This window comes from Aquiflexum gelatinilyticum (assembly GCF_024813435.1).
Lineage (GTDB): Bacteria > Bacteroidota > Bacteroidia > Cytophagales > Cyclobacteriaceae > Cognataquiflexum > Cognataquiflexum gelatinilyticum.
On the sequence record NZ_JANAEZ010000009.1, the window covers coordinates 29,042 to 43,833 of the forward strand.

Annotated in this window: 11 protein-coding genes; 6 read left to right on the forward strand and 5 right to left on the reverse strand. The window is 43.1% G+C overall.

The genetic code is table 11. The features are described from left to right. Positions 1 to 94: 94 nt before the first annotated feature. Positions 95 to 1,729: a hypothetical protein gene (locus NK987_RS17485; RefSeq protein WP_259264910.1), complete on the forward strand. Its 1,635-nt coding sequence runs from the start codon at positions 95 to 97 to the stop codon at positions 1,727 to 1,729. A 115-nt stretch (positions 1,730 to 1,844) separates the two neighbouring features. After that, positions 1,845 to 3,716, forward strand: a complete 1,872-nt coding sequence (locus NK987_RS17490; RefSeq protein WP_259264911.1) for a CocE/NonD family hydrolase — start codon at positions 1,845 to 1,847, stop codon at positions 3,714 to 3,716. A 137-nt stretch (positions 3,717 to 3,853) separates the two neighbouring features. Here NK987_RS17490 and NK987_RS17495 read toward each other — a convergent pair whose 3' ends face one another. The 3 genes from NK987_RS17495 to NK987_RS17505 all read right to left on the reverse strand — a co-directional run bounded on the left by NK987_RS17495 (position 3,854) and on the right by NK987_RS17505 (position 9,017). Next, positions 3,854 to 6,508 carry a DNA gyrase/topoisomerase IV subunit A gene (locus NK987_RS17495; RefSeq protein ID WP_259264912.1) on the reverse strand — a complete coding sequence of 885 codons (2,655 nt, stop codon included), beginning with the start codon at positions 6,506 to 6,508 and terminating at the stop codon, positions 3,854 to 3,856. An 88-nt stretch (positions 6,509 to 6,596) separates the two neighbouring features. Next, positions 6,597 to 8,492, reverse strand: a complete 1,896-nt coding sequence (locus NK987_RS17500; RefSeq protein ID WP_259264913.1) for a DNA topoisomerase IV subunit B — start codon at positions 8,490 to 8,492, stop codon at positions 6,597 to 6,599. A gap of 24 nt (positions 8,493 to 8,516) precedes the next feature. Then, positions 8,517 to 9,017 carry a DNA topoisomerase IV gene (locus NK987_RS17505; RefSeq protein ID WP_259264914.1) on the reverse strand — a complete coding sequence of 167 codons (501 nt, stop codon included), beginning with the start codon at positions 9,015 to 9,017 and terminating at the stop codon, positions 8,517 to 8,519. 124 nt (positions 9,018 to 9,141) lie between these two features. Here NK987_RS17505 and NK987_RS17510 point away from each other — a divergent pair, with 124 nt between their 5' ends. Further along, the gene (locus NK987_RS17510) at positions 9,142 to 10,392 is read left to right on the forward strand and encodes a sterol desaturase family protein (protein ID WP_259264915.1); all 1,251 of its coding nucleotides are present in this window, start codon (positions 9,142 to 9,144) and stop codon (positions 10,390 to 10,392) included. Further along, the gene (locus NK987_RS17515; protein ID WP_259264916.1) at positions 10,385 to 10,780 is read left to right on the forward strand and encodes a hypothetical protein; all 396 of its coding nucleotides are present in this window, start codon (positions 10,385 to 10,387) and stop codon (positions 10,778 to 10,780) included. Before NK987_RS17510 ends, NK987_RS17515 begins: the two co-directional genes overlap by 8 nt. Before the next feature lie 369 nt (positions 10,781 to 11,149). Here NK987_RS17515 and NK987_RS17520 read toward each other — a convergent pair whose 3' ends face one another. Beyond that, positions 11,150 to 12,079 carry an ROK family protein gene (locus NK987_RS17520; protein ID WP_258423599.1) on the reverse strand — a complete coding sequence of 310 codons (930 nt, stop codon included), beginning with the start codon at positions 12,077 to 12,079 and terminating at the stop codon, positions 11,150 to 11,152. Positions 12,080 to 12,552: 473 nt separating this feature from the next. Between NK987_RS17520 and NK987_RS17525 the strand changes: the two genes are divergently transcribed. Next, positions 12,553 to 12,912 carry an arsenate reductase family protein gene (locus NK987_RS17525; RefSeq protein ID WP_259264917.1) on the forward strand — a complete coding sequence of 120 codons (360 nt, stop codon included), beginning with the start codon at positions 12,553 to 12,555 and terminating at the stop codon, positions 12,910 to 12,912. Here NK987_RS17525 and NK987_RS17530 read toward each other — a convergent pair. Beyond that, complete coding sequence (locus NK987_RS17530) at positions 12,909 to 13,736, reverse strand: CvfB family protein (RefSeq protein WP_259264918.1); 828 nt, start codon at positions 13,734 to 13,736, stop codon at positions 12,909 to 12,911. The genes NK987_RS17525 and NK987_RS17530 overlap by 4 nt on opposite strands. 150 nt (positions 13,737 to 13,886) lie before the next feature. On the opposite strand from NK987_RS17530, the gene NK987_RS17535 reads away from it, so the two are divergent. Next, positions 13,887 to 14,774: a 3-hydroxybutyryl-CoA dehydrogenase gene (locus NK987_RS17535; RefSeq protein ID WP_259264919.1), complete on the forward strand. Its 888-nt coding sequence runs from the start codon at positions 13,887 to 13,889 to the stop codon at positions 14,772 to 14,774. Positions 14,775 to 14,792: the final 18 nt, after the last annotated feature.

Consider the following 14,792-nt stretch of genomic DNA (forward strand, 5'->3'; position numbering starts at 1 on the left):
CGTTTGTCTCCCCTTGTTTTTTAGCTTTTTATAGGGTTTTGTATAGGTTTGATTTTGTCAGTTTTGGCACATTCAACCTATTACAAAGCTTAACATGAAAACAAAGATTTTTACCTTGCTCCTCGGAATTGGATTCCTTCTTTTTTACTCCTGCAAGCCGGATGAGGATATTGCACCTGATGGACCGGGAGAAGTGATTGCAGGGAACGGTATTTCTCCGGAAGACTTGGATGCTTTTTCAGGAGAAATTGGAATCATCCTCAATGCGCGTTCCCTCGCTAGACGTGGCCGTTTTCCGACAGCCGCTGTAGTAAGTGTGAAAGCCCCCTCAGGTACCCTTACAGAGACCCTATCTTTGGATCCTTTTGCCTACATGGGACTGGTAAAGTTCCCTGTAGCAGGGCTTTCCCAAGATCAGTTCAAGGAACTTACCGATGGGGTCCAAGTAGAAGTCACTTTGAAAGATGAAGCGGGCGAGGATATCCTTACCAACCACAACTTAGGGACAGTTTCTTTCCTTGCCAATCCCACACCGGCAACAATAGAAACCAACATCAATGAGACTTTTGACTTTTCTACCCTGATGATCGATTCGGGAACTGGCGTTTATTTGCAACAAGTCAATGCGGATGGAACACCTGTGGAAGCCGGTGTAAGGTGGTTTCGACAGTCTGCCACAGCTGAAATGACAGTAAGTGCCAATGATTTTAAAGATAACCTGCCTGATTTTGTTTTTCAGTTGACACCTGTTCCCGAGAGGAGAAACAATTTTTATATACAGCTGAAGAGTAACGGTGATTATTTCAGTTTTACAAGACTACCTTCTGTCAATACTTTTCCGGCGGTCGTCCATACTGCGCCAAGAAAGACGACAAGAAAAACATTGAACGGGCTTTCTTTTGCTGACAGGTCAAGTTATTTCTTCCATCTTTTTAAGGTAAGGGATGGTGTATATCGCTTGCTTACCCATGATGGAAAGCAGGTAAAAGAGGCTGCAGGAGTTGGACTTACCCTTGATTATCCCGGTGCAAAGGAAATATTCTTCCGTGTTGTGGCCAAGGAAGTTGACTGGTCGGTTCAGCCTATCTCAGCCTCTGTCGTCGAACCCATCCTGCCCAAAGCCACTTCCGGATTCGGCTTCAACAGTACCCTGACCAATTGTAGCGGAGGAGAATTGCAGCAGACGGTAGGTGCGGATTTCAGTGAAGCAAGGACGACTACCACAGGGTGGTCGGAAACCATTGCTGTCAATACCACCAAAACCGTTTCTGTTTCTTCTACTGTAGGTGTTTCACTGAATGCTCCTTTTTTTGGTGCGGTATCGACTTTTAATGCCTCCGTGACTTCGGGATTTGAATGGTCGCATTCCATCACTTCCACCTCCTCCGCCTATGCGTCTGAAACCCGAACCCAAACAGAAACCTATTTTTCCAGCAGGGTAATCACTGTCCCACCCCGAAAGGCTTCCTTGGTCTATGATGCATACCAATATTATGCGGATGTGCGGGTGAATTATGTGCAGCGGATGAGAATTTCGGGTAAAAACGAAAGTGGACGGGCCCTTACCGGGCAGGAGATCAGTTCGTTATTTAAGATTTCAAGGTTTGATGGGGTGATCAATGCGGTGGAAGATAATTCGATAGTGGTCACTCTTCTTGGGTATTTTGTTCTGGATAAATTCCTAGAAACCCAAAGCAAGGTACAGGAGGTACCTGCAACATGTGATTAAAAAAATGGGATTCCCTCCTACCATTTATCCCAAATTCCAATTCAATCATCCCTTTTCTTGCAAAGAAGTAGATATTGATGGTAATTTAAAAGGTAAAGAAAAAACCCATTTATTTATGAAAAAGATTTATAGCCTGTTTCTGTTGGTTTTTGTATTGCTGAATACGGGAAGCTTTGCCCAACAGCAGTCGATTTTACAGCAACTGGAAGAAATTGCCATTATTGACCAAAAGGTCATGATGCCGATGCGGGATGGGGTCAGGTTGGCCACTGACATTTATAGACCCAAAACTACCCAACCTGTTCCGATCATTTTTTCTAGGACTCCCTACAACTTCAATGCTTATCGTGACGGGGAATTGCAGGAAAGAAGCCTTCAAACGGCCCTTGAGTCAGTCAAAAGAGGATATGCTTATGTGGTGCAAAACGAACGGGGCAGGTTTTTTTCCGAAGGTGAATGGGATATCCTCGGCACACCATTGACTGATGGTTATGATGCCTTTAGATGGATGGCGGCACAGCCTTGGTCAAACCAAAAAATCGGAACTATCGGCTGTTCCTCGACTGCGGAATGGCAGATGGCAGTGGCTTCGCTCAACCACCCTGCCCATGTGGCTTTGGTGCCGCAAGCATTTGGAGCAGGAGTTGGCAGAATCGGTAATTATTATGAACAGGGAAACTGGTACCGTGGCGGTGCAGGTCAGATGTTATTTACAGCTTGGTTGTATGGTACACAACATGACCCCATGGCGCCTAAGTTGCCGGAAGGGATTTCTCAGGAAGATTTGTTGAGGCTGCAGCGCTTCTATGACATGGCGCCAAGGTATCCCAAAGTAGATTGGAAAGAGGGTCTGGCACATTTGCCGGTGCAGGATATCATCAAAAACGTAAACGGTCCTCAGGGAATTTATGAGGAAATGATCACCCGAAAGCCGAATGATCCAAAATGGTACGAAGGCGGTTTGTTCCATGACAACATGGAATTTGAGAAGCCGGCTTATTGGTTTGTGTCTTGGTATGATGTTTCTACTAGCCCCAATTTGGCAATGTATAACCATATCCGGGCCAATGCGAAGGATCCTAAGGTGAGGGACAATCAATATCTGGTCATAGCCCCTACCCTTCATTGTGCCTTTACAAGGGCGAGTGAAAACACCATCGTAGGTGAAAGAAGTATGGGTGATGCAAGGCTTCCTTACAATGAGATGACGTATGCTTGGTTTGATTATTGGCTCAAAGGAGATCCAAAAAAGGAAATGGCCAAAGTGACTTACTATACCATGGGTTCCAACAAGTGGCAGACTTCCGACACTTGGCCGCCCAAAGAAGCCCAAATGACCACTTACTACCTGAATAGCGGCGGCAAAGCCAATACCAGAAATGGTGATGGGGTTTTGACCAAAAAGAAACCCGGCAAGGACAACCCTGATACTTTCCAATACGATCCCATGAATCCGGTGACTTCCTACGGAGGCAATGTCTGTTGTACCGGAAATGCCGTGCAGGGCGGGGCCTTTGACCAACAGGAAATGGAATTGAGGGAAGATATCTTGGTGTATACTTCCGAAGCACTCGCAGAAGGGATAGAAGTCAGCGGATTTATCGAATCTACTCTTTATTTGTCTACTGATGTGAAGGATACGGACCTGACCATCAAGATCATCGATGTATATCCTGATGGCAAGGCCTACAATTTGGATGAAACCATCCAAAGGGTTCGGTACAGGGAAGGCTACGAAAAAGAGGTTTTTATGGAATCGGGCAAAGTCTATGAAGTAAACCTTACTCCTATGTCTACTTCCAATTACTTTGAAAAGGGTCACCGCATCCGGATTGAGGTTTCGAGTTCCAATTTTCCGAGGTTTGACAGGAATATGAATACAGGAGGAAATAATTATGATGAGACTGAAGGAGTTATTGCAACCAATAAGATCCACCATTCGAGTAAGTATCCGAGTTATGTCAGTTTGCCGATTGTAAGGAAATGAGTCGAGAGACGAGAAGCGAGAAGCGAGAGACGAGTTTCAATGATGGATTTAGAATGAATAATTCTTAATTGAAATTGAAAAAGGCACAAAAGAAATCCATCTTTTGTGCCTTTTTTGGTAATAAATGAATCCCGAATTTAGAATAGGCCCAATTGGTCTTTGTCTTCGTCTTTTTTGATTTTGAATTCGACAGTAGAACCGATTTCCAAGTCCTCCTCTCCTTCTGATGTTTCTGTTTCTTCTTTCTGATCTGTATCTTCTTTGGAATCAGACTCTTCTTCCGGTTCGGAAACTTTAGCGACGCTTTCTATCAATCCCAATTCCAATACCGGATAGGAAGACAGTTTATTCCCTATGGCTTTCCATCCCTTGACATCGATCAGGATATCCAAGTCAAATTCCTGTTCTTCTTTTTCCTTTCCTTTTTGAAGGACCGCTTTGACCTGAGGTTGTTTGTCGGTGGAGACAATCTTCAGGAAGGATTGTTTGTGGTCAGAGATGAGGTTGAATTTCTTGTTGATCGTGGTCGTTTCGATCAGGAAGCGTTTGACAAAATAGGTTTTTGTCGCCCCGTCAAAGTAAACTGCGGAGATCACTTTTTCAGGATCAAATTTTTGGATCAGGACCACTTCATTGGCTTCATACCTGTTGGTAAGTTCAAAGGTCGTCAGCTCATAATCCCCGTTTTTGTAGAATACGATGATCCTGTCTTCGCCGAGGAAATTGCCGATTTTGCGGCCTCTTTGGTCAGTATTGAGTCTGCCGATGGAGGCATCGAAATAGATATCAAGACCTCCCAATGTGGATGTTCCCGCCATTTTCCATTGGATTTTTCGGACAGGATATTTGGTCAGGATATTTCCTCCTGCTGCGCGTCCTTTGATCTCGATGGTGCTGAAGTCAAAGTCAAATACTTTGATCTTGGCTTTGGCACCTTGGGTAAGGAAAATGGTAATGACTTCTGCTTCGCCGTTGGGGTTTGCGGTCAGGTACATGACTTTGGAACCTTTGGTCCCTTTGGTCAGGTCATATTCACGGTCTCTCGTCACGCCAATGACCTGAAAGCGCTTTACCATCGCCTTGCCGGATTCACCATCAAGGTAGACCATGTTGTATACCATGCGTTCGTCGCCCTTGCGGAAGATGGCGACATGAAGGATGTCTTTGCCCACAAATCCCTTTTCCTGGATTTTGGTCACAACACAGTTGCCATCCCTTCTGAAGACGATCACATCGTCCAGGTCCGAACAGTCGCAGATGAATTCGTCTTTTTTCAATCCAAACCCAACAAAACCATCAGCCCTGTTGACATACAATTTGGCATTGTTGGCCGCTACGACCGTGGCTTGGATGGTATCAAAAGCCCTGATTTCGGTTTTTCTTTCACGGCCTTTGCCATACTTGTCCAAAAGATTTTGGTAGTATTGGATGGCATATTCGGTCAAATGCTTCAGGTGGTGGTTGACTTCCTTGAGTTCTTCCTGCAACCTTCTCATCAGTTCGTCGGCTTTGAAAGCATCAAACTTAGAGATCCGCTTGATTTTGATTTCTGTCAGCCTGACAATGTCTTCGGTGGTAATTTCCCTATAGAAATCAGGCTTAAAAGGTTCTAGGCCTTTGTCTATGGTTTGGATGACCGCATCCCAGGTTTCACATTCCTCTATGTCTCGGTAAATCCTGTTTTCGATGAAGATTTTTTCTAATGAGGAGAAAAGCAATTTCTCCATCAATTCTGCCTTGCGGATCTCAAGCTCCTTTTTGAGAAGGGCTTTGGTCTGCTTGGTATTGTATTCCAAAATGTCATTGACAGATAGGAAAACAGGCTTGTCATTGATGATGACGCAGGCATTTGGGGAGATACTGACCTCACAATCCGTGAAGGCATAAAGCGCATCAATCGTCATGTCAGGAGACTGACCGGGGGCCAATTGGATTTGGATCTCTACATCTTTGGCGGTGTTGTCCACCACTTTTTTGATTTTGATCTTTCCTTTGTCATTGGCTTTGATGATGGATTCTATCAAAGAGTTGGTGGTAGTACCAAATGGTATATCCTTGATCAAGAGGGTTTTATTGTCTTCCTCTTCAATTCTTGCTCTCACCTTGACCCTTCCTCCCCGGACACCTTCATTGTATTCCGAAAAGTCCGCCATTCCGCCTGTAGGGAAATCAGGAAGGATATGTGTTCTTTCGCCTTTCAGGATTTGAATCGAGCCCAAGATCAGTTCGCAGAAGTTGTGTGGGAGGATCTTGGTAGAAAGTCCTACCGCGATTCCTTCCACTCCCTGTGCCAAAAGCAAGGGGAATTTGACAGGAAGCGTCACCGGTTCTCTTTTTCTGCCATCGTAGGACAGCTGCCATTCGGTGGTCTGTGGATTGAAAACCACTTCCAAGGCAAACTTGGACAACCTCGCTTCAATATACCTTGCCGCTGCTGCCCCGTCACCTGTCCGGATATCGCCCCAATTGCCTTGGGTTTCGATCAGGAGGTCTTTTTGACCCATGTTCACTATGGCGTCTCCAATAGAAGCGTCGCCATGTGGGTGGTATTGCATGGATTGGCCGATGATGTTGGCGACTTTGTTGAATCGACCGTCATCCATTTCCTTCATGGCGTGCAGGATTCGGCGCTGAACAGGCTTGAGGCCATCTTCAATTGCCGGTACGGCACGCTCCAGAATTACGTAGGAGGCATAATCCAAAAACCAGTCTTTGTACATTCCTGTTACCGGAATGGATTGATGCAGGCTTTCTTCTTTTCCTTCCGGAGTATCGTTGATTATATCGCTCATGCTATATTTTGAAATATTTGATGGGCACTAGGGCATCCCAATTGGGTAAATTGTAATTGAATCCACTGCTAAGATCGAAATAAAGGCTTTAGGCAGCTTCTGTCTCTTCTTCCTGCTTTTTGGAAGGGTCATCAAAAACGATGTCTTTTTCTATTTTGAGGTTGTCAATGATAAAGGTCTGCCTGTCCGGGGTATTTTTACCCATGTAGAAGTTCAGCAATTCTACAATTTTTGTTTCTTTACTCAGAATGATCGGTTCCAGGCGGATGTCATCCCCGATAAACTTACCAAACTCCTCAGGAGAAATTTCCCCCAGACCTTTAAATCGGGTGATTTCGGCGGTTTTACCGATTTTGTGGATCGCCCTTTGTCTTTCCTCGTCAGTATAGCAATAGATGGTTTCCTTTTTGTTTCTCACCCTAAAGAGAGGAGTATCCAGGATATAGAGGTGGCCGTTTTTGACCAAATCTGGGAAAAACTGGAGGAAATACGTCATGATGAGCAAGCGGATGTGCATGCCATCTACATCGGCATCTGTGGAGATGACTATTTTTCGGAAACGGAGATTTTCTATCCCATCCTCAATGTTGAGGGCATGCTGCAGGAGGTTGAATTCCTCGTTTTCATAGACCACTTTTTTGGTCATGCCAAAGCAGTTCAATGGCTTTCCACGGAGGGAAAATACTGCCTGTGTCTGCACATCACGTGATTTGGTGATGGAACCTGAAGCTGAGTCCCCTTCGGTGATGAACAGCATGGTTCTGTTTTTTTGCTCCTCATCCCCTTTCGGATCGTCATAATGTACCCTACAATCTCTCAGTTTCTTGTTGTGCAGGTTGGCTTTTTTTGCCCGTTCGTTGGCGAGTTTTTTGATGCCTGAGATTTCTTTTCTTTCCCTTTCGGACTGCAAAATCCTTTTGAGCAAGGCATCTGCCACAGCGGGGTTTTTGTGCAGGAAGTTGTCGAGTTCTGTTTTGACAAAATCATTGACAAAAGTCCGCAAGGTGGGCCCATCTGGACCAATGGACTGCGAACCCAACTTTGTTTTGGTTTGGGACTCAAATACCGGTTCCATGACCCGAACGGCTACGGCAGCTACCACGCTTCCCCTGATATCTGAGGCATCATATTCTTTCTTATAAAATTCTCTGATTGTTTTGACGATGGCTTCCCTGAAGGCTGCAAGGTGGGTTCCGCCCTGCGTGGTATATTGGCCATTCACAAAGGAATAGTATTCCTCTCCGTATTGGTTGGAGTGCGTGAGGGCGATTTCAATGTCATTTCCTTTGAGGTGGATGATCGGATATCGGATGCTTTCCTCGTCGACTTTTCTCATCAGGAGGTCATAAAGCCCCTTTTCGGAGAAAAACTTCTTGCCGTTATAATTGATGGTCAGGCCTGCGTTGAGGAAGGCGTAATTCCAAATCTGGTTTTCGAGGTATTCGGGGATGAAATGGTAGTTTTTGAAAACCCCGGCATCAGGAGAGAAAACCACTTTGGTACCGTTTCGCTCTGAGGTTTTTTCAACAGGACGGTCTTCGACCAAAATCCCTTTTTCAAACTGGGCTACTTTTGTTTCTCCATCACGGTAGGATTGTACCTTGAAAAAGTCCGAAAGTGCATTCACTGCTTTAGTACCGACGCCGTTCAGTCCCACAGATTTTTGAAAAGCTCCGGAATCGTACTTGCCGCCGGTATTGATTTTGGATACACAATCAATGACTTTTCCCAAAGGAATCCCACGGCCGTAATCGCGGACTTCTACTTTGTGTTCGGATATTTTGATGTCGATGGTCCTGCCATAACCCATCATGTGTTCATCGATACTGTTATCGAGGACTTCTTTGACCAAAACATATATCCCGTCATCCTGGGCACTTCCGTCTCCGAGTTTTCCGATATACATACCCGGTCTCAGCCGGATATGTTCTCTCCAATCCAAGGACTTGATGCTGTCTTCGGTGTATTTTACGTTTTCTGCCATGAAAATTTAATGTTGGTATTTTGGTTAAATGGTACTGTTATTTCTGATGGAATTGAATTTCTGCAACAATATCCAAAACAAAGCGATAATCCAAACCACAAAAAGAATAGGAATCAGATAAAAGAAGAAGGAATAACTGCCCGAACCGATTTCATTCTGGTTGTTGATGGCATGGATAAACAAGCTCATGATGCAAAGGGAAATGTTGACCACACCAGCAAAACTGTAAATCCAAGTTAGCATGTAGTCCCTGAAGATGTCTCCTGTGGGAAACAGTTGTTTCAGTGACCTGGTACTTTTATTCTCAATGAGTTTGGCAGGGGTGATCAGTGCAAAATTCAAAACAGCAAAGAGAATAATGCCGGTATAGAAATAGGCGCTTCTTGAAAATTCCTTTACGGCATAGCCGTTTTCATCGAGTTCGTAGGCCACAAATTCCGGCATGGCGGAATAGAAATAGAGGAAGGTGAATAAAAACAGGAGTACTGAAATGAAATGAAATACTTTTCCGAATCGGTAATACATAAAACTAGTTGATTTTGGACGCTAATATAAAGATTAATGATGGTACAAATCCGAAACTGTTTTTTCCTTTTTGGGTTTTTATGGGTAGATTTCCAAACCAAAAACCCAAATAGCTGATAGAAAGATGAATCTGAGTCCTGTTGTAATTGCCATCCCGATGTACTTTATCCTGATGGGGATTGAGTTGCTCGTTTTGAGGTTTCAGAAAAGCCCAACTTATAGGCTGAATGATGCCATCACCAATATCAACCTTGGAGTGGTATCACAAGTTTCGGGGGTTTTTCTAAAAGTGTTGTCTATCGGCATTTACACTTTCTTTTTTGAGAAGTTTGGCCTGTTCCAGATTCCAAACAATGTCTGGACTTTCTTTATCCTCTTTTTCCTTTATGACTTATGCTATTATTGGGCCCATCGTCTGAGTCATGAAATCAATTTATTTTGGGGCGGTCATGTGGTCCACCATTCTTCAGAGGAATACAATCTCTCTGTAGCCCTGAGACAAAGCTCCACGCAGACGATATGGACATTCATGTTTTACCTGCCCTTGGCGGTAATCGGATTTGATCCGGTGATGTTGGTGCTGGTGTCCGGAATTAACCTGCTTTACCAGTTTTGGATTCATACGGAAGCAATTGACAGGATGGGATTCTTGGAAAAATTCATGAATACACCTTCCCATCACCGGGTACACCATGGGCGCAATCCCAAGTATATAGACAAAAACCACGGAGGTACATTTATCATCTTTGACAAGTGGTTTGGGACTTTTCAGGAAGAGGAAGAACGCCCCACTTATGGCATTACAACACCTGTGCAAAGCTGGAATCCTGTTTGGGTGAATATTTCACATTATGCGACCATGAAAGAGGAATTGAAGATGATTCCCCATCTGAAGGATAAAGTCAGGTACCTGTTCAACAAACCTGGATGGCTTCCGGAGTATCTCGGTGGTTACCGCGCTGTCAAGGATGTGGGACCTGATTACAAAAAATTCGATACGACTGTGCCATTGCAGCTGAATTATTACGTGTTTTTCCAGTATGTGGTACTGATGGGTTTGACGGCATTTTTCCTTTTCAACTTAGGTAAATTTGATTGGATGACTAAAGTCGGTCTTTCAGTATTGATTATTTGGAGTACAGTAAGTTTCTCCGGAATTTTTGAACAAAAGAAATGGTATCATGTTCAGGAAATTCTCAGGATAGCCGTTTTTGTTATTGCAAATTGGTTTATTCTAAAAGAATTAGCACCTGAGAACATATCCATGGTAATGCTTTCTATTTATGCAGCTCTCTCCTACTTTTGGCTTTGGTTCAATTATGGAGCCGTGAAGAATTTCCAAAAATCAGTTAATCAAACCCCTCAAAATGCGTAATATTTTAATTGTTGTTTTTGGAATAATTTCATTTTCATTCCTTTCCTCCGCCTGTTCCAGCAAAGTGGACCTCAAAAATGTAAACCTTGAAAATTGGAAGGAAGACAGGGACGGCTGTTCCGGACTGAGGATGCAAGAATTGGAGGCTTTTAGGGAGGTGAAGAATGATTTGTTGGGTAAAGACAACCAATCCATCATCAAGACATTTGGAAGGCCTGACAAAGTCGAATTGACTGACAGAAGTCAATCCTTTTTTATCTATTTTATCGATCCCGCCCCTTCCTGTACAAATTTTGATGCAAGTGCTGAACAGCCGATGAAAGTCATGCTCAGGATGAATGCCTACAGCAGGGTGAGTGAGGTGGTGATCAGTAGGTTGGATCCGTGAGAAAGGGTCTCTTGGTTCTAATGGTTGTATTGGTTGTAATTGTTATACTTGTTATAATGGTTGTCAACTTCGCGTTGTCGGGTTGTCGAGTTGGGAACCGTCACCCTGAGGAACGAAGGGTCTCTTGGTTCTAATGGTTGTAATTGTTATAGTTGTTATAATGGTTGTCAACTTCGCTTTGTCGGGTTTTCGAGTTGGGAAACGTCACCCTGAGGTACGAAGGGTCTCTTGCTTCTAATGGTTGTAGTGGTTGTAATTGTTGTCTGCTGCGCGTTGTCAGGTTGTCAATTCGTCAGGAAAAACCAAAAAAAAAGGTTTTAAGGAACCTCAGAACCTTAAAACCTTTTAAAATTATAACCTTAGAACGCTTTATTTATCCTCCATAAAGCACAGTGCTGCTGCGCCAAGTGTTCCGGCATTATTTGCCAATGTGGCCCTGACCAATTGAAGGTCTTTTACATAGTATGGCGTCAGGTATTGTCTGACGGTCTTGTCCAAAGAAGGCATCATATATTCTAATCCTGCGGAAATACCGCCTCCGAAATAGACATGGGTTACGTCAAGAATCCTGATAGTTGAAACGATGGCTTCACCCAAAATTCTTCCCACTTCCTCGAATACCATCAGAGAAACTTCATTTCCTGCTTTTGCAGTATCCACGAGCAGGTGTGTACCGAGTTCTTTGTCTATCAATTCGCCGGCAAGTCTTGGATAACCTTGAATAAATCTTTCCATGATTTTGAGGATGCCGTTCCTTCCTACCAACTTCTCCAATCCTTCATTTCCTCTAGAAAGCATATGTCCCATTTCCATGGCATTGCCTCTTGATCCCTTAAATATCTCTCCATCTAAAACCAACGCACTTCCAATCCCTGTGCCCATGGTGATGAAAAGAAAGTTTTCAGGAGGATTGTTTTTGCCGTACCTGTATTCGCCTATGGCAGCAGCAGCGGCGTCATTTTCTAGGTAGAAAGAAATACCTGGATACTTTTTCTTGAGTTCGCCTTTTAAGTTATAGCCGTTCAGGTCAGGAATGGCGGGAATTTCAAGTGTAGTTGTTCTGTCTTTAGAGATCAAACCCGGTAATCCTATACCCACTTTTTTGACTTCTGGATATTTCTTGAGGATATCAACCATATTGTCCGTAAAACAGACACTGAAACCTCTTGGGTCATCTCGGTAAGGTGCGGTATCAATTTTATCAAACGAAACTATTTCCCCTTGCTTATTCACTAAGCCTATTTTTAAATGGGTTCCTCCCACATCGACTCCCAAAAAATGTTCTTGTTCTTTGCTCATGGTTATTTTCCAATAGGTTTTAAACCCTAAAATAATAAACAGAATGTCTTACTTCCTACAATCTTTGATAAAGTCTTCAAATATTTCGAGGCTTATCTGATCTGTCAAAGAAATTCTGAACGTTAAGTTATTGATAAAAAGGGGTTTTCAACTGATTGATTCCATAAATGAATCCAATACTATTTTTGCAATTCTAAATTTTTACTTTACCTGTATTGTCTCCTAAGCTGAAAGTATTTCATCCAGACTTTTCCTTGGGAAAGGAAAAACAATTGTAGTAATTTTTCATGAAACAGAAATAAAACCCAAGACTTTGTTCGATTTTGACTTTGTCTGTTCATTTTCCGCAAATTTATAAGTCATGATCTGATTTTTTTTAACCGGCAAAAAGAGCCAATCCAAAAATTTGAAGCCAAATAGCTTGATACTTCCTTATAAAAAAAGTATATTAATAGTCTGTAAACCAATAGACTATGAAAGGACATCCCAACGAATTGTTTTTCTACTACAATCCAAGCCACAGTGTAGACAAGCAAATGCGGGCTTATGCAAAGTCCGTAGCCCGACATATCAATGAAATCAACATTGAGAAGGAAGCCATCACCATGACAGGGTGGAGGACAATATTGGATAAGTTAAATCTCAGACCAAAGGATTTATTGAACAGGGCGCATCCGGATTACCAGAGTTTCATTGCAGGCAAATCTTGGGACGATGAAGGATGGCTCAATATTTTGATCAGAAATCCACATTTACTCAAAGCTCCGATAGCCATAAAAAAAGACAAAGCTGTGCTTTGCCTTACGCCAAACCATATTCTGGAACTGGACTAGACGAGTCTGATTCCATCCTCATGTATTGTGATTTTTTTAGCTTTATACAGTTGACCGATTGACTGTTTGAAATGTTTTTTACTCATTCCCAATAACTCTTTGATGGACTCAGGGGATGATTTATCTTGAAGGGGCAAAAATTTCCGGACTTTTAAGGCTTCCAGGATTTTTTCGGCCCCTTCCTCGTATTTTTCCCTTCCCGAAGGCAACAGCTGTAAATCTATTTTCCCGTCATCACGGCGTTTTTTGACAAAAGCTTTGGTTTTATCCCCTACCTTGAGGGGTTGAAAAACTTCATTTTTATAAATCAAACCTTCATAACTGCCGTCAATGAGGGTTTTAAATCCCAAGTCTGTTTCTTCAAAAATAAGGGCATCTACCTCCTGCCCTGCTGCATAGGCCAGCGTATCGCTCAGAATAAAATCCTCATATTTAGAAACCCCGATCAAACGGTTGGTTTTATAATCCTGACAGACCATCACCAGGTATTTACCACCAACTTCCATTGTTTTGCCCATTTCAGATTTGGGGACAAATAGGTCCTTGGGAAGTCCCCAATCCATAAATGCTCCAAAATCTGTAATTTCTCTCGCTTCCATGACAGCAAATTCGTCCAATAATGCGGTCGGTCTGTTGGTAACAGCAACAGGTCTGTCCTCACTGTCGGTATAAACAAAAACCTCCAATTCCTCCCCTTCTTTTTCCTCGCCTTTTAGGTAGCTTTTTGGCAATAACACTTCGCCGCCTTCACGGAGTGCCAAGTATGCGCCATTGGCAGTAAAACGGTTGATGAGAAGTGAATTGATTTTTCCTAATTCTTTCATGTGCCAAAGTTAGCCATTTTATGTGATTGGGAATTGGATTTGCTTCCGAATCAAATTAGATTTGGCCAAAATATCACTGGAAAAAAAACCCTTTTCCTGTCCATTTTTCATTTCATTTGTTAACTACCTGAATATTAAACCCAAATCAAAATGAATAAAATTTCTGTTATCGGTTCCGGCACTATGGGAAATGGAATTGCCCATGTCTTTGCGCAATATGGCCATCAGGTTTCTCTAATTGATGTACAGCAGGCTGCTTTGGACAAGGCTTTGTCTACCATTTCTAAAAATTTAGACAGACAGGTTGCCAAAGGCAGTATCAGTGAAGAAGAGAAAAGTGCGTCATTGGGAAGAATTCTGACCTTTACTTCGCTTGGAGATGGCGTAAAGGACGCCGACTTGGTGATAGAGGCAGCAACAGAAAACCTGCAGATCAAATTGGACCTTTTCCGACAATTGGATGAATTGTGTCCACAGCATACCATCTTGGCTTCAAATACCTCATCCATTTCCATTACCAAAATCGGTTCGGTCACCAAAAGACCGGATAAAGTGATCGGAATGCATTTTATGAATCCTGTTCCTGTCATGAAACTCGTCGAAGTCATCAAAGGATATGCAACATCCTACGAGACTACCGAAACCGTAATGACCATTTCATCTAAACTTGAAAAAATCCCTGTTGAAGTGAATGACTACCCGGGTTTTGTGGCCAATAGGATTTTGATGCCGATGATCAATGAAGCCATCTACACCCTGTATGAAGGTGTTGCGGGGATTGAGGAAATAGACACTGTGATGAAGTTGGGTATGGCACATCCTATGGGACCTTTACAGTTGGCGGATTTTATTGGCTTGGATGTCTGTCTTTCCATTCTGAGGGTCTTGCATGAGGGTTTTGGAAATCCTAAATATGCACCCTGTCCACTTTTGGTCAATATGGTGGAAGCAGGATTCAAAGGTGTGAAAACCGGTGAAGGGTTCTATGCATATACTCCAGGAAGCAAAGAATTAAAGGTTTCAGGGAGATTTAAATGATCTGCCAACCCTTAAGAG

Excerpts from the sequence above, each read along its gene's own strand:
- NK987_RS17520 (WP_258423599.1), bottom strand. The coding sequence starts at position 12,079 with ATGAGCAAAGAACAAGAACATTTTTTGGGAGTCGATGTGGGAGGAACC.
- NK987_RS17490 (WP_259264911.1), top strand. The coding sequence starts at position 1,845 with ATGAAAAAGATTTATAGCCTGTTTCTGTTGGTTTTTGTATTGCTGAAT.
- NK987_RS17510 (WP_259264915.1), top strand. The coding sequence starts at position 9,142 with ATGAATCTGAGTCCTGTTGTAATTGCCATCCCGATGTACTTTATCCTG.
- NK987_RS17495 (WP_259264912.1), bottom strand. The coding sequence starts at position 6,508 with ATGAGCGATATAATCAACGATACTCCGGAAGGAAAAGAAGAAAGCCTG.
- NK987_RS17530 (WP_259264918.1), bottom strand. The coding sequence starts at position 13,736 with ATGAAAGAATTAGGAAAAATCAATTCACTTCTCATCAACCGTTTTACT.
- NK987_RS17505 (WP_259264914.1), bottom strand. The coding sequence starts at position 9,017 with ATGTATTACCGATTCGGAAAAGTATTTCATTTCATTTCAGTACTCCTG.
- NK987_RS17535 (WP_259264919.1), top strand. The coding sequence starts at position 13,887 with ATGAATAAAATTTCTGTTATCGGTTCCGGCACTATGGGAAATGGAATT.
- NK987_RS17525 (WP_259264917.1), top strand. The coding sequence starts at position 12,553 with ATGAAAGGACATCCCAACGAATTGTTTTTCTACTACAATCCAAGCCAC.
- NK987_RS17485 (WP_259264910.1), top strand. The coding sequence starts at position 95 with ATGAAAACAAAGATTTTTACCTTGCTCCTCGGAATTGGATTCCTTCTT.
- NK987_RS17515 (WP_259264916.1), top strand. The coding sequence starts at position 10,385 with ATGCGTAATATTTTAATTGTTGTTTTTGGAATAATTTCATTTTCATTC.
- NK987_RS17500 (WP_259264913.1), bottom strand. The coding sequence starts at position 8,492 with ATGGCAGAAAACGTAAAATACACCGAAGACAGCATCAAGTCCTTGGAT.